The following is a 25,914-nucleotide window of genomic DNA, read 5'->3' as shown; positions in this document are numbered from 1 at the left end:
GATGGGGGTGATCAATCTCACCCCCGACTCCTTCAGCGACGGCGGCCGCATCACCGATGTGCCCCAGGCCCTGCGGCAGGCGGCCCGACTGCTGGCCCAGGGCGCCGACGTGCTCGATCTGGGAGCCCAGAGCACACGCCCCGGCGCCGAGGAGGTGGGATCGGAGGGCGAACTGGCTCGTCTGCTGCCGGCGCTGGCGGCAATCAGGGCAGCCCATCCCTCGGCCACCCTCTCGGTGGACACCTTCCATGCCGCCGTGGCGGAGGCGGCCCTGGCCGCGGGAGCCGACTGGATCAACGATGTGCGCGGTGCCAACCACACCCCAGGTGCGCCGGACGGCAGCTGCCGCGATCCGGCCATGGCGGCCCTGGTGGCGGCGGCCGGATGTCCCTATGTGCTGATGCACAGCCGCGGCGACAGCCGCTCGATGGATGGCCTGGCGACCTATGGCGATGTGGTGGCGGAGGTGAGGCAGGAGCTGCAGCGGGCCACGGATCGCTACCTGGCAGCGGGTGGGCGGGCTGAGCAGTTGGTCTGGGATCCGGGGCTGGGCTTCGCCAAGACCACCGAGCAGAACCTCGCCCTGCTGCGGTGCCTGCCGGAGCTGGCGGTGCCGGGCCATCCCCTGCTGGTGGGTCCTTCGCGCAAGCGCTTCATCGGTGCGGTGCTTGATGAGCCCCGGCCGCGGGCGCGCCTCTGGGGCACCGCGGCCGTCTGTGCTCTGGCGGTGTGCGTGGTGCTGTGGTGCTGCGGGTGCACGACGTGGGCCCGATCGCCCAGGTGGCGCGGATGGCCGCCGCCGTGGGGGCGGAACCTGGGGGCGACGATCACCCCGGTGCACAGGTCGCCCCATCTAGAATGAGTCCAATCTGAGAGGAGGTCGCACTGGCGTCCTGCACGCTCGCGGCGCCGGTCCCCGGGGCCGATGCCATCGTCTCGCTGCGCCATCGGTTGCGGGAGGATCCCCGCTTCGCCGAAGCCCTGCATCACACCGCAACCACCATGGAAGCGGCCCAGCTCTGTCGGGCCGCCGGCCTGATGGTCACCCCGGAGCAGATCTGGCGTCAGAGGGGCACCCTGTTCGCCGATGGGCTGCCCACCTGGCGAGGCTGACATCGGCGCTGTCCGGCAATCCGGGCGGAATCGCCGGCCTGGCCTCGGTCCGGGTTGCGCGGTTCCGCCTTCTTGGCGGCAGGTTCGCCAGTCAGGCCAGACCCGGCAACCAGCGCTGCATCAGCCGTGTGTGCCCGACGAGCCGCTGCCGATTCTCCTCGCTGGGCTCGCGGGCGTAGCGCTCCTCGAGGTCGTGAAGTCGCGCGCGCAGGGTTCCCTGCTCCAGCCGATGCAGGGGCTCACCCAGGGTTTCAAGCCGTAACTCCTCGAGAGCGACCTCCTTGATCAGTTCCATGCCGTGTGCGGTCGGACCGTAGATCCTCACTTCGCTTTCCAGCGGTGCCAGAAAGGTCACCATCTCGAAGGGGAACACCACCCGCTCCAGGCAGAACTGATCCGGCCCGCAGCAGCGCAGCACGACCATCGAGTTGGTGCCGTTGCGATAGCCATAGGCCGCAGTTTCGCGATCGCTCGCCTCACCGCCAATCCGGTCCGTCATGACAGGCGATGCAGGGGGCATTGCAGATCCTGCGATCGGCCATCCCCACGAACAGTGTCGCTGGCGACCGCCGGCGATGAATGAGTGTTCCTTCCTAAGGGGTTCTGCGGTCCCGTGCCGGTCCGCCACCCAGCGCGGTTCCAGGCTGAGCCTGAAGACCGAGACCCGGCTCCGGCGCGAACATCCGATGACGCTGTCGCCCATCGCCTCGCGCCCGCTCGAGCGCTCTCGTGCCAGTCCTCCTGCTCGTTCATGGGGCTCTCGGAAGTGATCACACAACCCTTTGCCGTTGCGATCGCACCACTGCGGCTGGGTCGGCGGCAGTCCTGACCGCTTGCAGAAGGCCGCTGTTGCCGCTCACCCTGTCGCGCAATGCCTGCCGCTGATCGCTCGACATCGCCGGCGGCAGCCAAGGCACCGCCCGCTCTCGAACCAAGGGCGTTCTCTCGGCCCGCTGCGCGACCCCATAGCTGCCGACCGCTTCCCTGCGTGTGTCGGTCACTCGCAGCTCAACCGCGGGCAGCGCATCCTTAGCGGTGCGGCAGTTGCGGGGTGATCCGCAGGTTTGTTGGTAACGTTGCGATCAAGGGTGATGCGGGGCAGGTGCGTGGAGAGGGAGAAGTCAGGGCGACCTTCCGGCCCCCTGCTTCAGGGCTTTTCTCTGCGTGTGTATGTCTATCTTGCCGCGATGATCCTGATCGGCAGTAGTCTTTCTCCGGCCATGGCAGCAGATGGTGCAGCGGGTCTGCGCGCCTGGATCGATCGATGCGTGGATCTGGTGGATGAGCAGTCGTGCGGTTCAGCACTGCAGCAGTCGCACAGACTCAAGCAACTGGCCGAAAAGCAGGAAAATTATCAGTGTTATACGCTTATTCTGGCTCTGGAATCGCATCTGATCATGCATTCTCTGGATCGCAACCACAGACCTGAAACCCTGGCGGCTCTGGGTGAGGCAGCTCGCGTCTGTCGGTGGTGAGTGGGCGTTGCCTGTGCCGGGGCCGCCCCTGCCCCTGATCACCCCGCACTGGCTTCGGGGGACCGTGATCGGTACCCTTCGCCCCAACGGCCTAAACCGCGATGCTGCTGCCCCTGCCCCGTGCCGCACGGCACCTGCTTCCGGGAGCGTGCGTGGTGCTGGGGCTGACTGCGGGCGGAGGCTCTCCTGCCGCGTTTGCCAACGAGTCGTCCCAGGCAACGGTGCTCGCGGCGATCCGTGAGGTCTGGCCGCAGGAGCACCACGACAGCGCCATCCGCCTGGCGAAGCTGGAGAGCGGCCTCTCGCCCACGGCCCGCGGTTGTGCGGGAGCCTGCCTGGGTCTGTTCCAGATCCATTACTCCGCCAACCGCAGGATGCTTGCGGCCATGGGGATCGATCGGCCCGAGCGCCTGCTCGATCCGGTGGTGAACAGTGCCGTGGCCTATGAGATGTTCCGGCAGTCGGGCTGGCGCCCCTGGGGGGGCAAACCCTGAGCCGTCGCCGCTCAGGCTGCGCCGGCTCTGGATCAATCGATCACAGACAGCAGCTTGGTCGTCCGATCAGCCGTTCGGCCACCTCGTGAGGTGCCTCGTTGGGTTGCATCCAGGCGCTGCAGCAGCCCTCCGGCCCATCGCACCAGCCTTCCAGCCGCATGCGGCTTCCCAGCAAGACGAGCTGGAAGGTCCAGTCGCGGCGGGCATGAATCACAAAGGTGCTGGACATGGCGCACCTCGGGGTCCCATCAGTGACCACAGAATTCCCATCCCTGTCACAACTGACCACCGCCAGGGAACAGTTGACGGACTGGTCACCCTTGCAGGCCCCCCGACGCAGCCCTCCGGCGCTGTTTTCAGCGTGTCTGTGAGGAGTCGCATTCGCTGAACTGCCCAGCCCCGCAGCTGATCGAGCCGGCCTGGGTGGCATGCGCCCAGGGCTTTGCACCTGGCAAGGGTGAAACGCGCCGCTAGTGTTGAAATCCTCACATGGAGGCTGCGGTCATGCTGGATCACCCCCCTGTCGGTCCGGCGTCTGAGCGCCCTGATGGGCAGACCTCCGAAGCCGACAGCGACTGCCTGGCCCGCTCCTGCCTGAAGTGGGGGCAGGACGGCGAACTCTCGGCGCTCGATCTGCAGACGATCCTGCAGCGGCTCAGTGCGGTGGATGAGCAGGCCACCAGCCTGCTCAACTGTCCCGTGGATCCCGCCTAGCCCAGCACGGCGATGCAGTCGATCTCCACACGGGCCCCCTTGGGCAGCGCCGCCACTTCCACGCAGGCCCGGGCTGGCGAGACGCCACCGCCGAACACCTCGGCGTAGAGGGCATTCACCCGGGCGAAATCCGCCAGGTCAGCCAGGAACACGGTGGTGCGCACCACCTGCCGGGGTGAGGCTCCGGCGGCGGCGAGCACGGCTTGCAGATTGGCGAGCACCTGACGTGTCTCCGCCTCCACGTCGCCATCCCCCACCAGGGCACCGCTGGCCGGATCGAGGCCGATCTGACCCGAGCAGAANGGCACCTGGATCAATCTGCTGACCGTGCTGGTGGGCACCGTGGCCGGCAGCTGGCTGGGACAGCGCCTGCGACCGCACCTGGCCGCCCAGTGGGCTGGACATGGCGCACCTCGGGGTCCCATCAGTGACCACAGAATTCCCATCCCTGTCACAACTGACCACCGCCAGGGAACAGTTGACGGACTGGTCACCCTTGCAGGCCCCCCGACGCAGCCCTCCGGCGCTGTTTTCAGCGTGTCTGTGAGGAGTCGCATTCGCTGAACTGCCCAGCCCCGCAGCTGATCGAGCCGGCCTGGGTGGCATGCGCCCAGGGCTTTGCACCTGGCAAGGGTGAAACGCGCCGCTAGTGTTGAAATCCTCACATGGAGGCTGCGGTCATGCTGGATCACCCCCCTGTCGGTCCGGCGTCTGAGCGCCCTGATGGGCAGACCTCCGAAGCCGACAGCGACTGCCTGGCCCGCTCCTGCCTGAAGTGGGGGCAGGACGGCGAACTCTCGGCGCTCGATCTGCAGACGATCCTGCAGCGGCTCAGTGCGGTGGATGAGCAGGCCACCAGCCTGCTCAACTGTCCCGTGGATCCCGCCTAGCCCAGCACGGCGATGCAGTCGATCTCCACACGGGCCCCCTTGGGCAGCGCCGCCACTTCCACGCAGGCCCGGGCTGGCGAGACGCCACCGCCGAACACCTCGGCGTAGAGGGCATTCACCCGGCGAAATCCGCCAGGTCAGCCAGGAACACGGTGGTGCGCACCACCTGCCGGGGTGAGGCTCCGGCGGCGGCGAGCACGGCTTGCAGATTGGCGAGCACCTGACGTGTCTCCGCCTCCACGTCGCCATCCCCCACCAGGCACCGCTGGCCGGATCGAGGCCGATCTGACCCGAGCAGAACAGCAGATTGCCGGCCAGCACCGCCTGGTTGTAGGGGCCCACGGGAGCCGGGGCGGCGCCGGTTTCGATCGCCTGCGGTTCAGGGGTCGGGCTCATGCCGGGAGAAGATGGGGGCGCTGAGCCTATGGCCGAACGCGGCCCGCTGCCGATCACGAGTCCCCTCGCCGCGCTGATGCCCCCGGACCTGCCGCTGCGCGATCAGGTGCAGCTGCAGCAGGTGTGGCATCGCTATCCCAGTGCCGCGGCGGATGGCTGGACCCTGCGCGGCATCGATCTGACGCTGCGCCAGGGAGAGCTGGTGGGCCTGCTGGGTCCCTCCGGCTGCGGCAAGACCACCCTGCTGCGGCTGATCGCCGGCTTCGAGCGGCCGGCCCGGGGTGTGGTGCGGATCGACGGCCGCGAGGTGGCCGGTCCAGGCCGCTGGCTGCCGCCCGAACGCCGTGGCGTCGGCATGGTGTTCCAGGACTACGCCCTGTTTCCCCACCTCGACGCCTGGCAGAACACCTGCTTCGGCTTGCGGCGCGGCCAGGACACCAGCCGCGCCGCCTGGCTGCTCGAATTGCTTGGCCTCCAGGGGCTGGAGACGCGCTATCCCCATGAACTCTCAGGCGGTCAGCGCCAGCGCCTCGCCCTGGCCCGCGCCCTGGCGCCGGGCTCCTCGCTGGTGCTGCTCGATGAACCCTTCTCCAACCTCGATGTGGAGGTGCGGCTGCGGCTGCGCAGCGAACTGCCCGCCGTGCTCAGCCGCTGCGGAGCCAGCGGTCTGATCGTGACCCACGATCCCGAGGAGGCCCTGGCGATCTGCGACCGGGTCGCGGTGCTGCGCGATGGGGTGCTGCATCAGTGCGCCAGTCCGCGCCAGCTGGTGCGTCGCCCCGCCACCGCCTTCGTGGGCCAGTTCGTGCTGCAGGGCAATCTCCTGCCGGCATGCTGCTCCGGCTCGCGTCTCGAGACCCCGCTCGGCTGCTTCGCTCCCCTCCCGGTCACCGCCACCCCTTGCCCCTCGCCCGATCAGGCTCATGCCGATCAGCAGGTTCTGGTCAGTCCGAATGCGCTGGCTCTCGAGCCCGATCCCGCTGGCGAGGCCTGGGTGGTCGGCCGGGAATTCCTGGGCCGTGAATGGCTCTATCAGGTCTCCTGCGATGGTCTCCGCCTGCGGTTGCGTCTCCCCCTGGAGGTGGATCTGTCCCGCGGTCAGCGGGGCCACCTCTCCCTGCAGGCCGGCGAACGGGCCTGGCTCTTCCCTGCCGGTGTGGAACTGGAGGCGCTCTGAGCCCCGCCGCGGGATCAGCTGCGTCGCAGCAGCAGCAGAGTGCAGTCGTCCTCCAGACCGCGGTTGCCGCTGAACGCGGCCAGGGCACTCCGCACCCCGTCGAGGATCGCCGGCAGGGGCTCCCCCTGCTGCTCGATCAGTAGCGGCCTGCAGCCGTCGATGCCGAAGGCGCGGCCCTCGGGATCCTCCGCTTCGGAGAGGCCATCGGTGTAGGCGAACAACAGATCGCCCCTGTCCAGGTGGGTGGTCTCGGCGTGGTAGGTGGCCTCGGGAAAGACCCCTGCCAGCGGGCCCCGGGGCAGGGGCAACTCCGCGCTGCGGCCCTCGTGAATCACCAGGGGCGGGCAATGGCCGGCATTGGAATAGGTGAAGCGGCCGCTGGCCGGATCCAGATAGCCGCAGAACAGGGTTGCGAACAGACAGGTCTCGTTGCCCTCGCAGAGGTTGGCGTTGAGCTGCTGCAGCACGGCTTCAGGGCCGCGGGCGGTCATCGCCAGGCTGCGCAGCAGACCGATCGTGCGCGCCATCAGCAGGGCGGCGCCGATTCCGTGGCCCGACACGTCGCCGATGCAGACGAACAGCCGGCCGTCGGCAGTGAGGAAGGTGTCGAAGAAGTCGCCGGCGACCCCGTCGGTCGGTTCCACCCGGGCGCAGACATCCAGGTCGTTGCGGTCGGGGAACAGGGGATGGCGCAGGGGCAGCATGCTGGCCTGCAGCTCCCGCGCCAGGTCGAGCTCCTTGCGCAGATGCTCCAGTTCAAGCCGCTCCCGCAGGCTGTTGAGAGCGAGCTGATTGGTCGTGCGGGCCCGTTCGGTGAGGCCCCGCATCAGGTTCCGGGCCACCCCTGGAAGCGGCACCAGCCGCTTCCAGAAGAACGGCCCGCTCAGGCGGAGCACCTCCGCCTCCCGCTCGCAGCGCACCAGCGCCGAGACCGGCTGCCTGTCGATGGCGGAGTACTCCCCGATGCAGTGTCCCGGTTCAATCGGGATGCCCTGGCCCTCCACGGCCTCGGGAGTGAGATACACCATCAGCTCCCCCGACAGCAGGACGTAGACGCTGTCGTTGGTCTCGCCCGGGTGCAGCAGGTCGGTTCCGGCGGTGAGGCTCATCACCTCACAGCGGCTCAGCAGGCGCGCCAGGATCGCCTCATCCACCTCATGGAAGAGCGGAATCCAGCCGTAGCCCTCGGATGTCGGGGCGGTGAGCCGTGGAACGGGTGCGTCGGGGGTCAGGAGATCGGCGTCCAGTGCATCTCGATTCTGAGCTCGTTCCGGCCGTCCAGCACCCGGTAGGCCAGGGCATCGGCGAAGGCCTGGACCAGCCGCAGACCGAGACCACCGGGACTGGATTCGGCCAGGCTGCCGGGCAGGGGCTTGACGCNGGCCCGGCCGGAATCGAAGGGGATCCCGGCATCGGAGATCAGCAGCCGGACCCCCGAGCCGCTGGCAGTCTGGATCGTCTCCAGCTCGAGGTGGATCGGCTGGCGCGCCACCGCATCGCCGCCATGCTCGAGCAGGTTGGCGAGCAGTTCGTTGAGACAGAGCTCGAGACGATCGATCTGCTCCCCGGGCACATCCAGGGCAGCCCCGTTGAGGCGCAGCCAGGCGGAGGCGCGCCGGAACTCAAGAGGATCCGCCGGGATCTCCAGGGGGATGACCTTGCGCGGGGGGGCAGCCGTCATCGCCTCAGCGGGCTTCAACCGCTCAGGGCATCGATGGCCGATGCCTCATCGGAGCAGACCGGGATGATGTCCGACACGCCGACGGTTTCGAGCGTGCTGCGCACCAGGGTGTTGTCGCCCACCAGCAGCGCCATCCGGCCACCCTTCTGCTCCTGGGCCCTGGCGCTGTGAATGATGCAGCGAAGCCCGACTGAGGCCAGGAACGACACGCCGGTGAGATCCACCAGAACCCGCATCGGTTTGCTCGCCGCCAGGGAGGTGAAGCGGAGCTCGATCTCGCCGACGCCCACCATGTCGAGTCGGCCGCCCAACCGGATCCTGCGGAGATCCTCCCTCAGATCCTCATGCTCCAGGGATGTGCTGGTCATGGCGAGGGGGGNATGGGTCGGCCGGAACGCTCAAACCGTAACGGTGACCATGGCCTGCGCCATCACGCTGAGCCAGCGGCGGGTATCCCGCGACACATCAGCCCGCCAGTGCCGCAGCCAGCTGGTTGGTGCTGAGCAGTCGCTGGGCGAGGCGCCGGGCCACCAGGCGGTGCAGCAGCAGAGCCGCCTGGGGATCCTCCTCTTCCAGGGAGCTCAGCTGCGACAGCGACAGCCGCAGCGCCGAGACCGGACTCTCGCTGATCACCGAGGCGCTGGTGGGCGTTCCCAGGTAGAAGCCGATCTCACCGACGCAGGTGCCGGGATCCATCGTGCGGANCCTCAGCGGTGGCCCCTGAGGCGTTTCGCGGCGCTCCACCACGACGCGCCCCGCCAGCAGCAGGATCAGGTCGCTGGGCGGAGCCCCNTGCTCGATGATCGTGGCTCCTGCCGCAAAGGTCACGGGCTCGAAGCGTGCGATCAGCCGCTCGAGCGCCTGCCGTTCCGAAGCCGAGCCGAGTGCGGCCACATCGGCCAGCGCCAGGGGTTCCTCGGACGCCGGCAGGGGGTGCAGCGAGAGCAGGTCGTTCTCGCAGAACTCCAGACCGTGATCCAGGTCGCGGAACCAGTCGTGCCCCTCGCGGTCGCCCCGCAGCACGCCGGAGCGCAGCAGCAGCAGGCGGGTTTCCGGGGTCACCCCGCTGAACACGAGCTCGGTGCCTGAGCTCTCGCAGATCTGGGCCAGCCGCTGGAAGGTATGCACCGCCGAGGCATCCAGTCCGCTGGTGAGTCGCATGTCGAGCAGGATCCAGTGGGGGCGTGAGGCCGAGGGACGCTCGAGCCGATCCATGATCGTTCGGCGCAGGATGTGGNCGGTGCCGAAGAACAGGTGCCCCTGCAGGCAGATCACCAGGATCGAATCCCCGTAACGATCCAGCAGGCGGCTGTGGGCAGGACTCCTGTCGACATGGCTGCGGCGGGTGCGACCGCTGATCACGCTTCGCACTGCNGAGATGCGGCTGTAGTCGATCACGAACAGCAGCAGGGCCAGCACCAGACCGAGCATCAGGGCGGCCAGCCATCCGGCCAGCATGGTGACCGTGAGGATCGCCAGCAGCACCGAATACTCGAGAAGCGAGAGGTAGCTGCGCTTGTCGATCAGCCAGTCGGTGACCAACGAGAGTCCAAGGAACACCAGCAGGCCACCGGTCACCGCGAAGGGGATCGTGCCCAGCAGCCGCGGTCCCCCAGCCAGGCCATCAGGCAGACCAGAGCCGCCAGCACGCCCACCATGCGTCCGCGGGCCCCCATGCGTTCGGGCAGGGTCGTGGAGCTCAGCGAATGGAACCCCGCCGGGCTGCCCACCAGGGCAGCCAGCAGGTTCGCCAGACCCACCACCTTCAGGTCCCGGTTGAAGTCGAGCTCCCGGCGCACGGTCACTTCGATGGCGCTGGAGTTGAGCAGCATGCCGAGGCTGGCCAGGAAGGCCGTGGCGATCATGTCCGGCAGGAACCGCAGCAGCTGCCCCCAGGCCACCGGACCGCTCGCGGCCGCCGGCACAAGCTGCCGTGACAGCTGCTCGGCCGGGAGGTCAGGCAGCAGACCAGCCGTGGTCGCGGTCTGCAGAGTCCCGCCGCCCAGGGCCAGTAGCAGATGAAACGAGCCGATCCCGAACAGCAGCATGGCCGGGATCGTCTGCCAGGAGGGCCAGCGTCGCGCGCTGAACGCCATCAGCAGGGCGTAGCCCAGGCCGGGCATCCAGTGCCCCAGCCGGGTGGGGTCGATCAGGCTCGACCAGGAGAGCTGATCGGCCCCGATCCCCAGCATCACCGTGAGGCCACCCTTGATCAGCAGGGCACCGCTTCCCGCCACGAAGCCTCCCAGCACGGGAAAGGCAGATAGCGAAACAGGTTGCCGGCCCGGAACTGACCCAGCAGCAGCGCGATGCAGCCGAACAGCGCTGTGCTCAGCATGATCAGCACCGTCACGCTGGCGAGCACATCGGAGCCCGGGGCAACGCGGGGGATCTGCCGGGCCAGGCCGGTGGCCATCAGCGCCAGCACGATCACCGGCAGCTCGTGGGGCCTCCCCACGGTGCCGGGAAACGATCCGCCCAGCGCCAGCACGAAACCGATCAGCACCCCCCCGAGCAGGGTCATCCCCACGCCCTGACCCAGAGCGGCGGCGAGCGGACCGGAGAACAGCAGGGCCCCGAAGGAGATCAGGGTCAGGGTGGTGAGCGTGCCGACGGTGAGTCCTGCCGCGATCGAGGCCAGCAGGCGGTGCTCCCTGGCCGCCTCGGCGGACGGAGGGCTGGGGCTCATAGGTGTCTGAATCGGCTTGAACCTAGGTTGAACAGGACGTCCAGCGCTCCTTGCTGCGGCGCAGCCGAGCCAGTTCCGACGGGCTTTGTGTTCTGAGAAACAGATTGGTGGCGCGCTCGCTACCGATCGTGCTGGGGATGGTGGGCAGGCCACCAGCGCGCAGGGCGATCACGGCCTCCAGACGGGCGGCGACCGCTCCATCGTCCGGCACCTCATCGGCCGCCCAGCGGAGGTTGGCCTCGGTGTATTCGTGGGCGCACCACACCCGGGTCTCGGGCGGCAGGGCCGCCAGGCGCTGCAGGGAGTGGTGCATCTGCTCCGGCGTGCCCTCGAACAGCCGTCCGCAACCGCCGCCGAACAGGCAGTCGCCGCAGAACAGATGGCCGCTGCGCGGCAGATGGAAGGCGATGTGGCCGCGGGTGTGGCCCGGCACCGCCAGCACCTGCACCGTTTCGCCGAGCAGCTCGAAGCGCTCCCCATCGACCACGCCGCGGGTCTGGGGGATGCGGTCGGCCTCGCAGGCCGGGCCGATCACCGCCGCACCGGGGCTGAGGCGCCGCAGTGCGGCGGTGCCGCCGATGTGGTCGGCGTGGTGGTGGGTCTGCAGGATCGCCACCAGATCCAGGCCCCGCGCCTGCAGGGCCGCCGCCACCGGCCCGGCGACCGCCGGATCCACCACCGCCGCCTGGCCAGCCCGCTCCAGCACGAACACGTAGTTGTCGTGGAGCACCGGGATCATCCAGACCAGCGGCTCCGGGGTGGGGGCCATCGTTAAAGTCCGCTCTGCGGCGCCCTTCCATGATCACCGTTGCCCTGGCCAAAGGCGCGCTGCTGAACGACTCGGTGCGGCGCTTTGCCACGGCAGGTCTCGATTTCTCGGCGGTGCTGGAGCCGGGCAATCGCCAGCTGATGGTGCCCACCCCCTGCGGCCGTGCCCGAGCGCTGCTGGTGCGCAATGCCGATGTGCCCGTCTATGTGGCCTACGGCCAGGCCCAGCTGGGTGTGGTGGGATACGACGTGCTGCGGGAACACCAGCTGCCGGTGGCCCAGCTGCTGGACCTGGGCTTCGGCGGCTGTCGCATGAGCGTGGCCGTGAAGGCCAGCAGCCCCTATCGCCGTGCCGCCGACCTGCCTGCCCACTGCCGCATCGCCAGCAAGTTCACCCGTTGTGCCGAGGAGTACTTCGCGGCGCTCGACCTGCCGGTGGAGCTGATTCACCTGGCAGGCTCGGTGGAGCTGGGTCCGATCACGGGCATGAGCGAGGCGATCGTGGACCTGGTGGCCACAGGACGCACCCTCGAGGAGAACGGACTGATCGCCATCGACGATCTCTTTCACTCCACCGCCCGGCTGATCGGCCACCCCCTGTCGCTGCGGCTCGATGGAGGGGAGCTGCAGGGCCTGGTGGACCGGTTCTGACACCATGGCCATCGGAGATCGTCGGCGTCTGCTGCGGCTGCTGCCCTACCTGGCCCGCGACCGGCGCCGTCTGCTGCTCACCCTGCTGCTGCTGATTCCGGTGGCGTTCGCCGCCGCCGTGCAGCCCCTGCTGGTCGGCCAGGCGATCGCGGTTCTGCGGCGCAGCAGCGGCGTGGCCGGCGAATCCGTGCTGCCCTGGCTTGCCGGGCTCGACACGGCGGCGGCCCTGCGCATCCTGGTGCTGCTGCTGCTCGCGGCGGTCCTCACCCGCCTGGGTCTGCAGGGGATCCAGTCGTACAACGTGCAGGCGATCGGTCAGCGGCTCACCGCCCGCATCCGCGACGACCTGTTTCACCACGCGCTGGCGCTGTCGCTGCGCTTCCATGACCGCACCCCGGTGGGCAAGCTGCTCACCCGTCTCACCAGCGACGTCGATGCCCTGGCCGAGGTGTTCGGCAGCGGCGCCGTGGGGGTGCTGGCCGATCTGGTCACCCTGGTGGTGATCGCGGGTACGATGCTCTTGATCGAGTGGCGGCTCGGTCTGCTGCTGCTGGCCAGCCAGCTGCCGGTGGTGCTCGGCATCCTCTGGCTGCAGCGCCGCTACCGGCGGGCCAACTACCGGGTGCGGGAGGAGCTCAGCCAGCTCAATGCCGACCTGCAGGAAAACCTGCAGGGCCTCGAGGTGGTGCAGATGTTCCGGCGCGAGGCGATCAACAGCCAGCGCTTCGCGCAGACCACCGCGGCCTACAAGCGTGCCGTCAACGGCACGATCCTCTTCGACAGTGCGATCTCCGCCTTCATCGAATGGGTGGCGCTCACGGCTGTGGCCTTGGTGCTGGGCCTGGGGGCTGGATGGTCACCGCCGGTGCCATGGGTCTGGGCACGCTCACCACGTTCATCCTCTATTCCCAGCGCCTCTTCGACCCGCTGCGTCAGCTGGCTGAGCGCTTCACCCAGATCCAGGGCGGGCTGACCGCGGTGGAGCGGATCGGTGAGCTGCTCGATGAGCCGGTGGAGATCGAGGACCGCACCGCCACGGCTGCGGCCCTCAGTGCCCAGCCGGCCCGAGCGCCCGCCGCGGCGGAGGTGGTGTTCGACCACGTCTCCTTTGCTTACCGCTCGGATGATCCGATCCTCGTCGATCTCTCCTTTCGGGTAGCCGCCGGCGAGCACGTGGCCCTGGTGGGACCCACCGGATCCGGCAAGACCACGGTGATCCGCCTGCTCTGCCGGCTCTACGAGCCCCAGCAGGGCCGGATCCTGCTCGATGGGGCCGACATCCGCGACCTGCCGATCGCCAGCCTGCGCGAGCGACTCGGGGTGGTGCTCCAGGACACCTTCCTGTTCAGCGGCAACGTGGCCGACAACCTCCGCCTCGACGCCGGCATCAGCGACGCAGAGCTGACGCGGCTCTGCGCCGAACTCGGCCTGGATCCTCTGCTCCAGCGCCTTCCCCAGGGCCTGGTCACCGAGCTGCGCGAGCGGGGAGCCAACCTCTCCTCGGGCGAGCGGCAGCTGCTGGCGGTGGCCCGCGTGGCAATCCGCAACCCCGCCGTGCTGGTGATGGATGAGGCCACCGCCTTCATGGATCCTTCCACCGAAGCCACCTTGCAGCGCGATCTGGAACGGTTGCTGCACCGCCGCACCGCCATCGTGATCGCCCACCGGCTGGCCACCGTGGAGGCGGCAGACCGCATCCTGGTGCTGCAGCGCGGGCGGCTGGTGGAACAGGGACGCCACAGCGAGCTGCGTGCTGCCGGTGGGCTCTATGCCCGTCTGGCCGACCTGCAGGAGAGGGGGCTGGCCGCGCTCTAGTCCAGCTGGTCCAGCCAGTCCCGCAGCAGGGCGGCCAGTTGGGTCGGCTGCTGCCGCATCGGCAGGTGGCCGCAGTTCTCCAGTTCGGCGAAGCGGTGGCCCGGGCTGAAGCCGGCCAGATGGCGCACATAGCGCGGCTCCATGACGCCATCCCGGCTGCCGGCGATCCAGAGGCTCGGCACCGTGAGCCGGCTGGCCAGGCGTGGCAGCTGATGCACGGCCGTGCGGCGCATGCTGCAGGCCAGCAGCCCGCGGGCGGCGCGCAGGTCGGCCCGCAGCGGACTGCCGATCGCCTCGCTGGCGGGCAGCTCCAGCAGCCAGCGGGGACGCCAGCGCAGGAAGGCGGCGCCGCCCTGCCGCACGGCACGGAAGGGGCGGGGCTGGTACACGCCACCGCCGGCAGCGATCTGCACCACGCCGCGCAGTTGTACGTCCAGCCGCGGGGCGGCATGCAGCACCAGGCTGCCGCCCAGGGAATGGCCGAGCAGCACCAGCGGCCGGCTCCCGGCCTGCTGACGGGCCTGCTCCGCCACCCAGCGTCCGTAGCTGGCCAGGTTGGGATGGAGGCCACGCGGCCGCGCGGCAGTACCGAAACCCGGCAGGTCCGGAGCCCAGAGTTCCCAGTCCGGCCTGAGACGCTCGGCCAGCGGCTCCCAGAGCCGGCCGGCCAGCAGCCAGCCGTGCAGAGCCACCAGCAGGGGCCGATCAGCGTCGCCGGCAGACACGGACATCAGTCAGGATCGTGTCATGGTCAGGGGCCGCCGTGCACGGCCAGGCAACGACAGTGCAGCCGATGAGCAGCCCAGCCAGCGATCGCAACCCCATCGATCGCAGTGCCACCGATCGCAGTGCAATCGATCGCAGTGCCATCGTTCCCAGTGTCATCGACCTGAGCAGCGGCGCTCCCCATGGCAGCGATCTCCACCCCGACGACCTTGCAGCGGCCGATCAGGGCGCTGCTGTGACGGCGCTGCTGCAGCAGCTCTACGGGCCGCACTGCCGCATCGCTGCCATGCAGCGCGGCAGTTCCGACCTGGTGCTCAGCCGCGAGCGGGAGATCGATCTGATCGAGCTGGAGCAGCTCTGCGATGCGGTGGGCTGGAGCCGCAGGCCGATGCGGCGTGTGCGCAAGGCCCTGGCCCACAGCCTGCTGCTGGTGGGGCTGTGGCGGCATGACCGTCACCTGCCCAGGCTGGTGGGATTCGCCCGCTGCACCGGTGATGGCGTGGTGGAGGCCACGGTGTGGGATGTGGCGGTGCATCCGCACTATCAGGCGCCGGCCTGGGCAAGCAGCTGATGGCCTACGTGCTCGATCAGTTGCGCGGCATGGAGGTGGAGCGTGTGACCTTGTTCGCCGATCCGCAGGTGGTGGGCTTCTATCAGGCCCAGGGCTGGGATCTCGAGCCCCTGCAGCGTCGCTGCGCCTTCTGGTACGCCCCCTAGCTGCCGCCGCCATAGCGTGAGGCCAGCAGGCTCGCCGGCATCCCCCGTCGCCAGCTTCGCCTCAGACGCGCATTCTCCAGGGTGGCCTGCCAGACTCCACGCTGCCGCCAGCGCCGCCCGCTCACCAGCAGCGGGTGGCCGAGGCAGCGCAGCCGCGAGATCCCCTGCAGCCGCTGCACAAGATCCAGGTCCTCCATCAGCGGCAGTGGCCGGATGCCGCCGGCCCGCTCCAGCAGGGCCCTGCCGAGCAGCAGGCCCTGATCGCCGTAGGGGAGCTGGCGCCAGTGGCTTCGCAGTGCCACCGCCGCCTCCACCAGTCGCAGGGCCGGATCACGCTCGCCGATCGCCAGGTTGAACCACCAGGCGGGGCCGCTGGAGGGGTCGCTGCGGTCGATCGCCGCGCCGATCGCTCCGGACCATCCCGTCGGCAGCCGCACATCGGCGTGCAGCAGCAGCAGCCAGGGCAGATCCAGCAGGGCAACGCCGCGGGCCAGCTGCAGGCCCCGGTTCGCCGGGCAGCGCAGCACCGGGGCTCCGGCCAGGGCTGCCAGCTCGGCGGAGCCATCGCTGCTGCCACCGTCCACCACCACCACCGTGGCCACCAGGTCGGGCGCCGCGTGCAGCTGGGCGAGCAGGAGCGGCAGCGAGCGTGCCTCATTCCGGCAGGGGATCACCACACCGAGGCAGGGCTGTGCGTGCGGCTCGATCACCGCCAGCGCTCCAGATCGGCAGGCCGGTCGAGATCGCCCTGCCGGCGCAGCCGCTTCCAGGTGAGATTCCGGGCCGTCGCCAGGGCTTCGGTGCTGGCGAGCACGGTGCTGCCACCCCAGGGCACACCGCAGAACAGGCCCGGGCAGGGATGGTTCAGGCCGATCAGCCAGTAACCACCGTCGTGGGCCGGCCCGAGCACAACGGGCACCTCCTCCAGGGCCGCGAAGGCCTCCTCAAGATCGCGGCAGTGCAGGTCGGGGAGATCGCTGCCGATCAGCACCAGCCGCTGCACCCCCGCAGCGAAGGCGCGCTGCACCTGCCGCTGCAAGCGCAGTCCCAGGCCCCCACGCCCCTGGGTGAGAGCGCCATCGCAGCCGAGTTGATGGGCCCAGCGATCCGATGCCCGTGCACCGATGCCGCTGCTGGCCAGCACCAGTTCAAGTTCCAGATGCCGAGCCACCTGGCGGGCCACGGCCACGGCGTGGCGTGTGAGGGCTGCCTGGACCCGGGCGGCGCCGTCAAGGCCCGTGCCCACGGCCAGGCGCCGCTTGCACCGCCCCCGCGCCGGCCAGCGGGCCATCACCACCAGACGGCAGCGGGGCCGCGGCCGGCTCAACCCTCACCCTGGCGTGGCAGTTCGCCGGGACGCAGCTCGATTGTGCGCCGGCTGTCCCNACGCCGCACCACCATCNGTCAGCGGCTGCCCNACCCGGNCCTGATCCACCGCCAGCTGCACGTCGGCTGGGCCCTTCATCGGCCGTCCGCCCACCTGCTCGATCAGATCGCAGGCGCGGATGCCCCCCNTGGCGGCCGGGCTGTCGGCCATCACATCCACCACCACCACCCCGTTCACCTCGGGAAGCCGGCAGTCGCTGGTGGTGGCGTTGATCTCCCGGGCCAGCTGGGGGGTGAGGGTCTGCAGGCGCACCCCGATGTAGGGGTGGCTGGCGTAGCCGCGGTCCAGAATCTGGGCTGCGATCTTGCGGGCCAGATTGATCGGCACCGCAAAACTCAGGCCGGCGCCAGGGGCCTGGCGGATCGCGGTGTTGATGCCGATCACCTGACCGCGGTCATTGATCAGCGGGCCGCCGCTGTTGCCGGGGTTCACCGCCGCATCGGTCTGGATGTAGGGCACCCGCTGACCCTCGCCCACCGCGTTGGTGCGCTGGATGGCGCTGATGATCCCGGCGGTCACGGTGTTGTCCAGTCCGTAAGGGTTGCCGATCGCGATCGCCCATTCCCCCGGCCGGAGTTTGTTGGAATCGCCGAGAGGCGCCACCGGCAGTCCCGTGGCCACCAGCTTCACCACGGCCACGTCGGTGAACCGATCACCCCCCAGCACCTTGCCATTGAAACTGCGGCCATCCGGCAGTGTCACCGTCACCTCACTGGCACCGTCCACCACATGGGCGTTGGTGAGCACCACCCCGTCGGAACGGGTGATGAAACCGGATCCCTGCCCCTGCTGCTGCTGGATCGACGGTCCCCGCCCGAACAGTCCCCCCATCGGATTGATCACCTGACGCGTCGCGTCGATCCGCACCACCGCGGGCCCCACCTTCGCCACCGCATCCACGATCAGGTTGTTGCCTGACTGCAGCTGCGGAGTCGGGAGCGCATCGCTGACCCGGGCTTCGCGGGCGGGCTGGCGGGGCAGTCCGGGCAGCCCAGGGATGCCGGCCGTGCAGGCCCCCAGCACCAGCGCCAGGGGGGCCGCGACGGCAGCGCGGCAGCACAGGTGGCGGAGAGCCATGGGAGAGGGTGGGCCAGGAGGAGATCCGCTTCATTAAAGACCGACACGCAGGCCTCCTCTGCCTAGATTCGCCACCCCGGAGAACCTTGGTCGGTGCCCCAGCCGCTGCAGCCAGACGAGTCGCTGTGGCATCGGATCCAGCAGGCCCTGCAGGCCAACCTCAGCAAGCCCACCTTCGAAACCTGGATCCGTCCGGCCCGCTGTCGCTCACTCGAGGACAGCCGGCTGATCCTGGAGGCGCCCAACAGCTTTGCCTGCGGCTGGTTGCGCAAGCACTATCTCGACACCATCGCGGCCATCGCCGCGGAGATCGCCGGCAGGGCGATCGAGGTGCAGGTGCATCCCCCCGCCGGGGCGGGTGCTGACGGTGCGGTCGCCCTGGCCCCGGTCGCGCCCTCCACCGCCACGGCCATCGCCGCCCCGGCCATGGCGGTGGGGGCGGGTGGCCAGTCACGTCGCCGGGTGCTGCCGGCTCTCAATCCCCGCTATGTGTTCAACCGCTTCGTGGTGGGCCCCAACAGCCGCATGGCCCATGCGGCGGCCCTCGCGGTGGCCGAGGCCCNGGGGCGGGAGTTCAACCCGCTGTTTCTCTGCGGCGGCGTCGGTCTGGGCAAGACCCATCTGATGCAGGCGATCGGCCACTACCGGCTCGAGATCGACCCGGAGGCGCGGGTTTCCTACGTGAGCACCGAAACCTTCACCAACGATCTGATCCAGGCGATCCGCAAGGACGGCATGCAGGCCTTCCGCGATCGCTACCGGGCCGCCGACCTGATCCTGGTCGACGACATCCAGTTCATCGAGGGCAAGGAGTACACGCAGGAGGAGTTCTTCCACACCTTCAATGCCCTCCACGAGGCCGGGCGCCAGATCGTGATCGCCTCCGATCGCCCCCCTTCCCAGATTCCCAGGCTGCAGGAGCGCCTGATCTCGCGCTTCTCCATGGGCCTGATCGCCGATATCCAGGCGCCGGATCTGGAGACGCGCATGGCCATCCTCCACAAGAAGGCGGAGCAGGAGCAGATGATCCTGCCCCGCGATCTGATTCAATTCATCGCCGGGCGCTTCACCTCCAACATCCGCGAACTCGAGGGTGCGCTCACCCGTGCCGTGGCCTTCGCCTCGATCACCGGCCTGCCGATGACGGTGGAATCGGTTGCACCGATGCTCGACCCCGGCGGCGGCGACGTGGAGGTGAAGCCAGAACTGGTGCTGGAGAAGGTGGCCGAGGTGTTCGCCGTCGCCATCGAGGAGATGCGCAGTGCCAGCCGTAAGCGGGCCGTGAGCCAGGCCAGGCAGGTGGGCATGTATCTGATGCGTCAGAGCACCAATCTGTCGTTGCCGCGGATCGGCGAGGTGTTCGGCGGCAAGGATCATTCCACCGTGATGTACGCGGTGGAGCAGGTGGAGAAGCGGCTCAGCCTGGATCCATCCCTCTCGCGGCAGGTGCAGCAGGTGCGGGATCTGCTGCAGATCGACTCGCGCCGCCGCAAGCGCTGATCCTCCTCAGGAGGTGATCGGCTGGCTGGGGTCCAGACCCTCCACCTCGCCCTCGAACACCCGGCTGGCGGTGATGTCTTCCGCTTCGATCGTCATCAGATCGAGCTTCGTGAGCGGACTGCCCATGCGGTTGAACAGCCGGTTCGCCTGGCGCATGCGGGCGCGGTCGATGGCGTTGCGGATCGAGCGCGCATTGGCGAAGAACGGCAGCTGCATCCGCCTCTGGATGTAGTCGGCGAAGGCGGCGGTGGCCTCCTCGCTGAAGCGATAGTTCTCCTCCGCCAGGATCAGGCGGGCAATCGCCAGCAGCTCCTCAGCGGTGTAGTCGGGNAAGTCGATGTGGTTGGCCACGCGGGAGGAGAGGCCGGGATTGCTCTGGTAGAACACATCCATCCGATCTTTGTAACCAGCGAAGATCACCACCAGATCGTCGCGGTTGTTCTCCATCACCTGCAGCAGGATCTCGATCGCCTCGGCTCCATAGTCGCGTTCGTTTTCAGGGCGATAGAGATAGTAGGCCTCATCGATGAACAGCACACCGCCCATCGCTTTCTTGAGCATTTCACGGGTTTTCGGGGCTGTGTGGCCGATGTACTGACCGACCAGGTCGTCGCGGGTGGCGGTCACCACGTGGCCCTTGCGCACATACCCCAGCCGGTGCAGAATCTTGCTCATCCGTTCGGCCACCGTCGTCTTGCCCGTGCCTGGCCGTCCCGTGAACGACATATGCAGGCTGGGAGGAGCGGTGTCCAGCCCCACCTGCTGACGGGCGCGGTTGACCACCAGCAGGGCCGCGATCTCCCGGATCCGGGCCTTCACCGGCCGCAGGCCGATCAGCTCCCGATCGAGTTCATCGAGGATCTCCTGCACCCCGGCTCCTTCATAGGCCGCCTGCAGATCCACCAGCTGGCCGGATTCAGCGGGGTGCTCGGGGCCGGTGTCAGAGGAGTGCATCGATCGCGGCTGCAAAGGCGTGCTCGTCGTCTCCCACCGGCTGGTCGTCGGCCTCGGCCCGCAGGGTGAGGTTCACGTAGGTGCGGCCGAAGCTGATGTCGAGGAAGCGCTGCCGCTGTTCACAGAAGTCGTTGAGCCGCTCCAGAAAATCGCGGGTGCCGCTGTAGTCGTCGAATTCGATGCGCCGCTCGAGCCGTTCCGGTTGCTCGGGCTTGGGGCGGGGCGTCCAGGGTTGGTCCATGATTTGAAGCTAAGCATCCAGNCAGTCGGTGCGGCCGCGGGCCAGCCGTTCCGCCCATGCGCCGGCATAGGCCCTGTTGGCGGCCCGCTGAGCCGGATCGCCGCTGTCGAGCGGGTGGGGCATGGTGCCGCTGATCGCGGCGTTGGTGACGCAGAACATCGACTTCTGAAAGCTGGCGCAGATCTTCACCCGGATGTCCCCTTCGCCCCGGGTGCGGTGCCGGTAGCAATCGTGCAGGGCCTCGGGCAGATGCCGGTACATGTCCTGCATCAGCAGGCTGGGTGGGATGCCGGCACCCATCGTGGGCAGCGGGTCGGCATAGAGCGCTCCATAGGCGAACTCGGCCTGATCGGAGGAGATCTGATGGGCCTGGGCGTTGAAGCTCACCGTGCCCAGAAAGGGTGTGCCCCGCAGGAACACCGCCTCCACATAGGGCACGGCCACGTCCGCCAGGAAGGTGAGACCGGCCTCCGGGGGCAGCAGCCAGAAGCGCTCGCCGCCGATCTCCACGGCATAGGTGATCGGGTTGCCGGCGGCGGCCACCAGGCCCTGCTGGATGAATGCCACCACCTGCGCAATGGTGCGCACCTGCCCATCCCGTTCGGCGGCGGCAAGAGCCAGGAAGAGATCGCTCATCACCCGCCAGAACTGGCCCAGGGCATGGGTCGTGGCGGCCGTGCGGATCAGCTCCGGCAGGAAGCCCGGGAAGAGGGGGTGGAGCAGGCCCAGCAGCGGGTCGCGGCGCCGCTTGCGGGCGATGACGGCGGCGCAGCCGGCGGCGAAGGCCTCGGAATCGAGATAGGCGTCGAGCCCGCCGGTGCCATGCCAGAGCATGGCCTTCATGCAGTATTCGGCGTACTCGAAGTTGATCCGGTCGTGGTAAAGATGCCGCCAGATCTTGGCTGGGCTCAGGTCGCCGTCCAGATACTTGAAGATCGGCAGCGGATTGAGGAACTGCCGCTCGGCCTGGTAGATGAGATTGACGCTGTAGGCATCCAGCACCTCGCCATAGCTTTCCAGCACTCCCACCACCTCGAGCAGATGGTCGGGCGTGTCGGCCAGCAGGGTTTCGCCGGCCAGCAGGCGCCGCTGGAGCTCCTCCGGCGTGGNCATGCCACCTGCGCGGGTCAGCTCGGCGGGGATCACCGGCATCAGACCGCGCCTCCCTGCAGTGCGGCCGCCATGGCCGTCGTCGTGACCTCGCTGAGCCGGGCGAGCAGGGCGGGCAGCAGGCCGATCCCAACCACCCCCACGGCCAGGGCCAGGGCCGGGACCGTTTCCCGCGGCGCCACCGGCGGCAGCTGCACATCGAGCCGGCTGTGCCGCAGCGGATCGTCCACCGGGGTGATCGCCAGGCGGCCGAAGAAGGCGCGATTCACCAGCAGCAGGAAATACACCGCCGTGAGGCCAGACCCCACGAGGCAGAGCAGCGTGGCGAGCGGGTAGGTGCCGATGCTGCCGCGGTAGAGCATGAATTCGGAGATGAATCCAGCCATGCCGGGCAGGCCCGCGCTCGCCATCACCCCAAGGATCATCAGGCTGCCCGTGAGCGGCAGGCCCCGCTCCGGGTTGAGCAGGCCGCGCACCACCTCCAGGTCGCGGGTGCCCGTCTTGCGGTACACCGTGCCCACCAGCAGGAAGAGCAGTGCCGAGATCAGGCCGTGGCTCACCATCTGGAAGGCAGCACCCAGCAGGGCCACGGGAGTCGCGGCTGCCGCGGCCAGCAGGATCGTGCCCATGTGCCCGACCGAGCTGAAGGCCACCATGCGCTTCATGTCGCGCTGAGCGATCGCGGCCAGTGAGCCGTAGAGCACGGTGATGGCGGCCCACAGTGCCAGCCAGGGGGCCAGCAGGGCCCAGGCNTGGGGAAAGAGTCCCATGCCGAATCGCAGCAGACCGTAGGTGCCGAGCTTGAGCAGCACCCCCGCCAGCAGCACCGACACCGGTGTGGAGGCCTGGGTATGGGCATCGGGCAGCCATGTGTGGAAGGGCACCAGCGGCATCTTGATGCCGAAGCCCACCAGCAGGGCCCCCAGCAGCAGGAGTTGACTGCCCATCGCCAGCCGGTCGGTGGTCACGGCCGTGACGCTGAAATCCACCTGACCGGTGAACAGGGCCAGACCCAGGAAGGCGCCCAGGATCAGCATCCCCGACATGGCGGTGAAGATCAGGAACTTGGTGGCCGCGTAGGCCCGCTGGGCTCCTCCCCAGATCGAGATCAGGAGCCAGAGGGGNATCAGCTCCAGCTCATAGAAGAGGAAGAACAGCAGCAGGTTGTCGGCCAGGAAGGCGCCGTTCACCGCCGCGCTGATCAGCAGCAGCATGGCGAAGTAGATGCGCGGTCGCCGATCGAAGTCGCGCGTGCAGATCGCTGACACCAGCGTGAGGGCGGCATTGATCAGCACCAGGGGCAGCGACAGGCCGTCGAGTCCGAGCCGATAGTCAAGGCCGATCCCGGGCAGCCAGGCGATCGATTCCTGAAGCTGCAGGCCCGGCAGGGTCGGGTCAAATACCAGCAGCAGTGCCAGGCTGGCGAGCAGTTGGAGGCTCAGGGCGGCAATCGAGATGCCGCGCAGGCGCTGGGGGGAGGGCCGGCCAGGCCAGAGCAGCAGGGCGGAGCAGCCGCCCAGGGGAATCGCCAGCAGCAGGCTGAGCAGGGGCAGCGACGGGATGCTGCTCATCCGACTACCCCTGGAGCGAGCAGCCAGCTCAGTCCGACCAGGAGCACAACGATCGCCAGCACCACGGTGAGCACGTAGCTCTGCGTCTGGCCGCTGACGCTGAGCTTGAGATTGTCGGCACTCTGCAGTGACAGGTTGCCGATCCCGTTGACCAGACCGTTCACCACCCGGCGATCAAAGCCGTTGACCCAGCCCGCCAGGCCGGCCACCAGGGCCACGATCGTGGCCCGGTAGATGCGTTCGGTGTAGAAGTCGAAGGCGAGCAGATCCTGGATACGGCACAGCGGTCGCTGGATCGGGCGCGACCCGAACGTCTCCAGCGGGATCGCCCAGCCGATGCCGACGCCGCTGAGGCCGGAGGCCAACACCGCTGCGGCCACGGCGGGGCTGAAGGAGCCGATGCCCGGCACCGGATCGATCCGCTGCATCAGCAGCGGCGTGAGCAGCACCAGAACGGTGAGGCTGACCATCGGCAGTGCCATCAGCCAGTTCACTTCCGGGGCTCGGCGGGTCTTGGGCAGCACGGGCCCCAGGAAGACCGATCGGTAGACACGGGTGAGATTGACCGCGGTGAGCAGGTTGGTGAACAGCAGAACGGCCGCCGCCAGGGGCCGGTCGCTCCAGAGTGCCTCCACGCCCAGGCCGAAGCACCAGAAGCAGCCCAGCGGCAGCACGCCCACGAGCCCCGCTCCTCCCACCAGATAGGCCATGCAGGTGGCCGGCATGCGGGTTCCCAGGCCGCCAAGTTCGGTGAGGTCCTGGCAGTTCGTGGTCGTGATGATGCTGCCCACACTCATGAACAGCAACGCCTTGGCCAGGCCATGGGCCAGCAGCAGCAGCACCGCCAGCCCGGGCTGCTGGAGTGCGATGGCCACGAACACCAGCCCCAGGTAGGAGGTGGTGGAGTAGGAGAAGGTTCGCTTGAGATCCACCTGGGCCAGGGCCACCAGGGCCCCGGCCAGGGCGCTGATCGTGCCCACCACCAAGAGCACGTTGATGGCCAGGGGGGAGAGGCTGAGCAGCGGCATCAGTTTCAGCAGCACCAGCGCCGGCGGTCACCACCACCGAGTTGCGCAGGATCGAGGCCGGGTTCGGGCCCTCCATGGCCTCATCCAGCCAGAGGTGCATGGGGAACTGGGCACACTTGCCCATCGGACCGGCGATCAGACCCAGACCCACCAGAGTTCCGGCCAGCGGCGCGATGCTGCCGCTGGCACGCGCCTCGGCGGCCCAGCTGTAGAGGTCGGTGAATTCCAGCGAGCCGGCCCAGGCCGAGAGGGCCACCACGCTCATCAGCAGCAGCACATCACCCACACGCTTGGTGAGGAAGGCGTCGCGGGCCGCCGTCACCACCAGCGGCTGGGCATACCAGAAGCCCACCAGCAGGTAGGTGGAGAGGGTGAGCATCTCCAGCAGGAAGTAGCTCATGAAGAGGCTGCTGCTCAGCACCACGCCGCAGAGGGCTCCCTCGAAGAAACCCACCAGGGCATAGAAGCGCGCCAGGGACCATTCCTTGTCGAGATATCCCAGCGCAAACACCTGTGCCAGCAGGCTCATGAAGGTGACCAGCTCCAGGGCCGCCAGGTTGGTGAGCGAGAGATCGAAGCCGATGCTCAGATCGAGGCCGGCCGCCTGAAACCAGGGAACACCGAGGTGCTGGGGGCCGAGCAGCCAGATCTGGCGAAGCACCAGAGAGCCATGCAGCACCGCCAGCAGGGTCACCAGCAGATTGAGGTAGGCCGCCGGTCGGGGGCCGTTGCGGCGGATCCAGCCCGTGGCCCAGGGCAACGACAGGAGGATCCCGCTGAAACCGTAGAGCGGGATCAGCCAGACGAGCTGAATCGGCAGGGGGAGGGTTTCGGCCAAAGGGAGAAGGGTGGCTCCGGCCAGGTGGGGAAGCTCAGAAGATGGCCCGGTCTTGGAGGGGATGACGCGACGCGCCAAGGCTCCGCAGCCACTGTGTCAGCTCTTCGGCATGGTGCTGCTCGTCGTTCCAGAGCTCGCGGAAGAACTGTTCGCTGTCGGCATCACCCACGAGCAGGCAGAAGCGCACGGCCTCGGCGTAGTGGTTCACCAGATCGGCTTCCAGGGCTGCGTTGTGTCGCAGCAGGCCGATGAGGTCGCCGGCGTGGCTCACCGGCCGCAACTGGGAGGCCGAGGGGGCCACCCCGAGGACCAGCATCCGCTTCACGATCGTCTCAGCGTGCTGCATCTCCTCCACGGTTTCCTGGCGGAACCGCTGGGCGGCATCGAGGTCACCCCAGAGCTCCACCAGGGATGCCTGGGTCATGTACTGCTGCACAGCGGAGAGCTCGAGGCTCAGAGCGCGACCGAGGTAGCCCAGGACGCGCGGGTGGACGGCGCCCATGGGGATCACAGGTCGACGGGTGACGGCGGTGCCGCGCAGGGCGGGCTCCACCTCGGTGTGGGGACGGGCAATGATGTGGGCGGCCACGAGGCCGTCGCCGACCCGCTCGCAGGCATCGGCGCCGGCGCGCACGGAGGCGTTGACCGCACCGGTTTCTCCGCGCACCATCACGGTCACGTAGCCGCCGCCCACCGAACTCACGGGCCACCAGCGTCACTTCGGCGGCCTTGGTCATGGCGTCAGCCGCTTCGATGGCTGGAACCAGCCCACGGGTTTCGATCATTCCGAGAGCGATGCCGTGCGGTGCGGGAGCATGGGTGCGGTGCGGGATGGGGTGGGATTCGAGCGGCCGCTGCTGCCGCCGCGGCCGCGGGCTGCTGCTGGCCGGTGCCGAGCGGCA

Annotated in this window: 26 protein-coding genes and 7 pseudogenes; 11 read left to right on the top strand and 22 right to left on the bottom strand. The window is 68.8% G+C overall.

Going from position 1 to position 25,914, the window contains the following annotated elements; translation table 11 throughout:
- The first annotated feature begins 1 nt into the window (after position 1).
- A pseudogene (gene folP, locus SYNGFB01_RS05565) lies at positions 2-873 on the top strand (dihydropteroate synthase).
- Between the two features lie 78 nt (positions 874-951).
- A complete protein-coding gene (locus SYNGFB01_RS14530) occupies positions 952-1,113 on the top strand; it encodes a hypothetical protein (protein ID WP_161795856.1) in 162 nt (53 codons plus the stop codon).
- A 91-nt stretch (positions 1,114-1,204) separates the two neighbouring features.
- Here the strand turns inward: SYNGFB01_RS14530 and SYNGFB01_RS13105 are convergent, their stop codons facing one another.
- On the bottom strand, positions 1,205-1,612 hold the full coding sequence (locus SYNGFB01_RS13105) for a DUF1830 domain-containing protein (protein ID WP_072061568.1): 408 nt from the start codon (positions 1,610-1,612) through the stop codon (positions 1,205-1,207).
- A 667-nt stretch (positions 1,613-2,279) separates the two neighbouring features.
- Between SYNGFB01_RS13105 and SYNGFB01_RS05555 the strand changes: the two genes are divergently transcribed.
- Positions 2,280-2,588, top strand: coding sequence for a hypothetical protein (locus SYNGFB01_RS05555; protein WP_152669549.1), 309 nt, complete (start codon positions 2,280-2,282; stop codon positions 2,586-2,588).
- Positions 2,589-2,689: 101 nt separating this feature from the next.
- Complete coding sequence (locus SYNGFB01_RS05550) at positions 2,690-3,082, top strand: transglycosylase SLT domain-containing protein (RefSeq protein ID WP_048017265.1); 393 nt, start codon at positions 2,690-2,692, stop codon at positions 3,080-3,082.
- 40 nt (positions 3,083-3,122) lie between these two features.
- On the opposite strand, the gene SYNGFB01_RS05545 is transcribed toward SYNGFB01_RS05550, so the two are convergent.
- Positions 3,123-3,311 carry a hypothetical protein gene (locus SYNGFB01_RS05545; RefSeq protein WP_048017264.1) on the bottom strand — a complete coding sequence of 63 codons (189 nt, stop codon included), beginning with the start codon at positions 3,309-3,311 and terminating at the stop codon, positions 3,123-3,125.
- Between the two features lie 275 nt (positions 3,312-3,586).
- Here SYNGFB01_RS05545 and SYNGFB01_RS14840 point away from each other — a divergent pair, with 275 nt between their 5' ends.
- On the top strand, positions 3,587-3,796 hold the full coding sequence (locus SYNGFB01_RS14840; protein ID WP_152669548.1) for a hypothetical protein: 210 nt from the start codon (positions 3,587-3,589) through the stop codon (positions 3,794-3,796).
- Here SYNGFB01_RS14840 and SYNGFB01_RS05535 read toward each other — a convergent pair.
- A complete protein-coding gene (locus SYNGFB01_RS05535; RefSeq protein ID WP_048017283.1) occupies positions 3,793-4,149 on the bottom strand; it encodes a Rid family detoxifying hydrolase in 357 nt (118 codons plus the stop codon). The genes SYNGFB01_RS14840 and SYNGFB01_RS05535 overlap by 4 nt on opposite strands.
- Positions 4,150-4,476: 327 nt before the next feature.
- Here SYNGFB01_RS05535 and SYNGFB01_RS14835 point away from each other — a divergent pair, with 327 nt between their 5' ends.
- Positions 4,477-4,686, top strand: a complete 210-nt coding sequence (locus tag SYNGFB01_RS14835) for a hypothetical protein (RefSeq protein ID WP_152669548.1) — start codon at positions 4,477-4,479, stop codon at positions 4,684-4,686.
- On the opposite strand, the pseudogene SYNGFB01_RS05525 reads toward SYNGFB01_RS14835, so the two are convergent.
- Positions 4,683-5,082: pseudogene (locus tag SYNGFB01_RS05525) on the bottom strand (Rid family detoxifying hydrolase). The gene SYNGFB01_RS14835 and the pseudogene SYNGFB01_RS05525 overlap by 4 nt on opposite strands.
- Positions 5,083-5,158: 76 nt before the next feature.
- Here SYNGFB01_RS05525 and SYNGFB01_RS05520 point away from each other — a divergent pair.
- A complete protein-coding gene (locus SYNGFB01_RS05520; RefSeq protein WP_048017282.1) occupies positions 5,159-6,259 on the top strand; it encodes an ABC transporter ATP-binding protein in 1,101 nt (366 codons plus the stop codon).
- 14 nt (positions 6,260-6,273) lie between these two features.
- Here the strand turns inward: SYNGFB01_RS05520 and SYNGFB01_RS05515 are convergent, their stop codons facing one another.
- The 7 genes from SYNGFB01_RS05515 to gloB all read right to left on the bottom strand — a co-directional run bounded on the left by SYNGFB01_RS05515 (position 6,274) and on the right by gloB (position 11,398).
- Positions 6,274-7,413, bottom strand: coding sequence for a SpoIIE family protein phosphatase (locus SYNGFB01_RS05515; protein WP_053068348.1), 1,140 nt, complete (start codon positions 7,411-7,413; stop codon positions 6,274-6,276).
- 74 nt (positions 7,414-7,487) lie between these two features.
- Positions 7,488-7,940, bottom strand: a complete 453-nt coding sequence (locus tag SYNGFB01_RS05510; RefSeq protein WP_053068347.1) for an ATP-binding protein — start codon at positions 7,938-7,940, stop codon at positions 7,488-7,490.
- Positions 7,941-7,954: 14 nt separating this feature from the next.
- Positions 7,955-8,308, bottom strand: coding sequence for an STAS domain-containing protein (locus SYNGFB01_RS05505; RefSeq protein WP_048017262.1), 354 nt, complete (start codon positions 8,306-8,308; stop codon positions 7,955-7,957).
- A 97-nt stretch (positions 8,309-8,405) separates the two neighbouring features.
- Positions 8,406-9,518, bottom strand: a complete 1,113-nt coding sequence (locus SYNGFB01_RS05500) for a cyclic nucleotide-binding domain-containing protein (protein ID WP_048017261.1) — start codon at positions 9,516-9,518, stop codon at positions 8,406-8,408.
- Positions 9,515-10,192: a SulP family inorganic anion transporter gene (locus SYNGFB01_RS05495; protein WP_048017260.1), complete on the bottom strand. Its 678-nt coding sequence runs from the start codon at positions 10,190-10,192 to the stop codon at positions 9,515-9,517. Before SYNGFB01_RS05495 ends, SYNGFB01_RS05500 begins: the two co-directional genes overlap by 4 nt.
- On the bottom strand, positions 10,153-10,629 hold the full coding sequence (locus SYNGFB01_RS14525; RefSeq protein WP_048017259.1) for a hypothetical protein: 477 nt from the start codon (positions 10,627-10,629) through the stop codon (positions 10,153-10,155). The genes SYNGFB01_RS05495 and SYNGFB01_RS14525 overlap by 40 nt, the downstream gene beginning before the upstream one ends.
- Positions 10,630-10,651: 22 nt before the next feature.
- Positions 10,652-11,398, bottom strand: a complete 747-nt coding sequence (gene gloB / locus SYNGFB01_RS05485; RefSeq protein ID WP_048017258.1) for a hydroxyacylglutathione hydrolase — start codon at positions 11,396-11,398, stop codon at positions 10,652-10,654.
- Between the two features lie 29 nt (positions 11,399-11,427).
- Between gloB and hisG the strand changes: the two genes are divergently transcribed.
- Together hisG and SYNGFB01_RS05475 are read left to right on the top strand one after the other, a co-directional pair.
- Positions 11,428-12,048, top strand: coding sequence for an ATP phosphoribosyltransferase (hisG, locus tag SYNGFB01_RS05480; protein ID WP_048017257.1), 621 nt, complete (start codon positions 11,428-11,430; stop codon positions 12,046-12,048).
- Between the two features lie 4 nt (positions 12,049-12,052).
- Positions 12,053-13,863: pseudogene (locus tag SYNGFB01_RS05475) on the top strand (ABC transporter ATP-binding protein).
- On the opposite strand, the gene SYNGFB01_RS05470 reads toward SYNGFB01_RS05475, so the two are convergent.
- Positions 13,860-14,594, bottom strand: a complete 735-nt coding sequence (locus SYNGFB01_RS05470; protein WP_048017256.1) for an alpha/beta fold hydrolase — start codon at positions 14,592-14,594, stop codon at positions 13,860-13,862. The pseudogene SYNGFB01_RS05475 and the gene SYNGFB01_RS05470 overlap by 4 nt on opposite strands.
- A 281-nt stretch (positions 14,595-14,875) precedes the next feature.
- Here SYNGFB01_RS05470 and SYNGFB01_RS05465 point away from each other — a divergent pair.
- Positions 14,876-15,306 (top strand): annotated as a pseudogene (locus SYNGFB01_RS05465) (GNAT family N-acetyltransferase).
- Here SYNGFB01_RS05465 and SYNGFB01_RS05460 read toward each other — a convergent pair.
- The 3 genes and pseudogenes from SYNGFB01_RS05460 to SYNGFB01_RS05450 form a co-directional block, all read right to left on the bottom strand.
- Positions 15,303-16,016 (bottom strand): TIGR04283 family arsenosugar biosynthesis glycosyltransferase, encoded by a 714-nt coding sequence (locus SYNGFB01_RS05460; protein WP_235299941.1) that lies wholly within the window; start codon positions 16,014-16,016, stop codon positions 15,303-15,305. The pseudogene SYNGFB01_RS05465 and the gene SYNGFB01_RS05460 overlap by 4 nt on opposite strands.
- Positions 16,013-16,633, bottom strand: a complete 621-nt coding sequence (locus tag SYNGFB01_RS05455; RefSeq protein ID WP_235299940.1) for a TIGR04282 family arsenosugar biosynthesis glycosyltransferase — start codon at positions 16,631-16,633, stop codon at positions 16,013-16,015. Before SYNGFB01_RS05455 ends, SYNGFB01_RS05460 begins: the two co-directional genes overlap by 4 nt.
- Positions 16,630-17,770, bottom strand: a pseudogene (locus SYNGFB01_RS05450) (trypsin-like peptidase domain-containing protein). Before SYNGFB01_RS05450 ends, SYNGFB01_RS05455 begins: the two are co-directional and overlap by 4 nt.
- A gap of 93 nt (positions 17,771-17,863) precedes the next feature.
- On the opposite strand from SYNGFB01_RS05450, the gene dnaA reads away from it, so the two are divergent.
- Positions 17,864-19,270 (top strand): chromosomal replication initiator protein DnaA, encoded by a 1,407-nt coding sequence (gene dnaA / locus SYNGFB01_RS05445; protein WP_369795486.1) that lies wholly within the window; start codon positions 17,864-17,866, stop codon positions 19,268-19,270.
- Between the two features lie 6 nt (positions 19,271-19,276).
- On the opposite strand, the gene cbbX is transcribed toward dnaA, so the two are convergent.
- The 7 genes and pseudogenes from cbbX to SYNGFB01_RS13100 form a co-directional block, all read right to left on the bottom strand.
- Positions 19,277-20,224, bottom strand: coding sequence for a CbbX protein (gene cbbX / locus SYNGFB01_RS05440; RefSeq protein ID WP_048017255.1), 948 nt, complete (start codon positions 20,222-20,224; stop codon positions 19,277-19,279).
- Positions 20,211-20,465 (bottom strand): 4a-hydroxytetrahydrobiopterin dehydratase, encoded by a 255-nt coding sequence (locus tag SYNGFB01_RS05435; RefSeq protein WP_048017254.1) that lies wholly within the window; start codon positions 20,463-20,465, stop codon positions 20,211-20,213. Before SYNGFB01_RS05435 ends, cbbX begins: the two co-directional genes overlap by 14 nt.
- 9 nt (positions 20,466-20,474) lie before the next feature.
- Positions 20,475-21,617, bottom strand: coding sequence for a CO2 hydration protein (locus SYNGFB01_RS05430; RefSeq protein WP_048017253.1), 1,143 nt, complete (start codon positions 21,615-21,617; stop codon positions 20,475-20,477).
- The gene (locus SYNGFB01_RS05425) at positions 21,617-23,146 is read right to left on the bottom strand and encodes an NADH-quinone oxidoreductase subunit M (protein WP_048017252.1); all 1,530 of its coding nucleotides are present in this window, start codon (positions 23,144-23,146) and stop codon (positions 21,617-21,619) included. The genes SYNGFB01_RS05430 and SYNGFB01_RS05425 overlap by 1 nt, the downstream gene beginning before the upstream one ends.
- Positions 23,143-25,012 (bottom strand): annotated as a pseudogene (locus SYNGFB01_RS05420) (NAD(P)H-quinone oxidoreductase subunit F). The gene SYNGFB01_RS05425 and the pseudogene SYNGFB01_RS05420 overlap by 4 nt, the downstream one beginning before the upstream one ends.
- A gap of 34 nt (positions 25,013-25,046) precedes the next feature.
- Positions 25,047-25,514, bottom strand: coding sequence for a ferritin-like domain-containing protein (locus SYNGFB01_RS05415; protein ID WP_048017276.1), 468 nt, complete (start codon positions 25,512-25,514; stop codon positions 25,047-25,049).
- A 12-nt stretch (positions 25,515-25,526) separates the two neighbouring features.
- Positions 25,527-25,914: pseudogene (locus tag SYNGFB01_RS13100) on the bottom strand (BMC domain-containing protein); the annotation flags it as partial.

It is taken from the genome of Synechococcus sp. GFB01, assembly GCF_001039265.1.
Taxonomy (GTDB): domain Bacteria; phylum Cyanobacteriota; class Cyanobacteriia; order PCC-6307; family Cyanobiaceae; genus NIES-981.
The sequence above is the reverse complement of the archived record's forward strand: the minus strand, read 5'-3'. Positions and strand labels throughout refer to the sequence as shown.

Coding starts and splice junctions, on each gene's coding strand:
- SYNGFB01_RS13105 (WP_072061568.1), bottom strand. CDS start 1,612: ATGACGGACCGGATTGGCGGTGAGGCGAGCGATCGCGAAACTGCGGCC.
- SYNGFB01_RS14835 (WP_152669548.1), top strand. CDS start 4,477: ATGCTGGATCACCCCCCTGTCGGTCCGGCGTCTGAGCGCCCTGATGGG.
- SYNGFB01_RS05435 (WP_048017254.1), bottom strand. CDS start 20,465: ATGGACCAACCCTGGACGCCCCGCCCCAAGCCCGAGCAACCGGAACGG.
- SYNGFB01_RS05470 (WP_048017256.1), bottom strand. CDS start 14,594: ATGTCCGTGTCTGCCGGCGACGCTGATCGGCCCCTGCTGGTGGCTCTG.
- gloB (WP_048017258.1), bottom strand. CDS start 11,398: ATGGCCCCCACCCCGGAGCCGCTGGTCTGGATGATCCCGGTGCTCCAC.
- hisG (WP_048017257.1), top strand. CDS start 11,428: ATGATCACCGTTGCCCTGGCCAAAGGCGCGCTGCTGAACGACTCGGTG.
- SYNGFB01_RS05520 (WP_048017282.1), top strand. CDS start 5,159: ATGCCCCCGGACCTGCCGCTGCGCGATCAGGTGCAGCTGCAGCAGGTG.
- SYNGFB01_RS14840 (WP_152669548.1), top strand. CDS start 3,587: ATGCTGGATCACCCCCCTGTCGGTCCGGCGTCTGAGCGCCCTGATGGG.
- SYNGFB01_RS05505 (WP_048017262.1), bottom strand. CDS start 8,308: ATGACCAGCACATCCCTGGAGCATGAGGATCTGAGGGAGGATCTCCGC.
- SYNGFB01_RS05415 (WP_048017276.1), bottom strand. CDS start 25,514: ATGGGCGCCGTCCACCCGCGCGTCCTGGGCTACCTCGGTCGCGCTCTG.
- SYNGFB01_RS14525 (WP_048017259.1), bottom strand. CDS start 10,629: ATGAGCCCCAGCCCTCCGTCCGCCGAGGCGGCCAGGGAGCACCGCCTG.
- SYNGFB01_RS05545 (WP_048017264.1), bottom strand. CDS start 3,311: ATGTCCAGCACCTTTGTGATTCATGCCCGCCGCGACTGGACCTTCCAG.
- SYNGFB01_RS05550 (WP_048017265.1), top strand. CDS start 2,690: ATGCTGCTGCCCCTGCCCCGTGCCGCACGGCACCTGCTTCCGGGAGCG.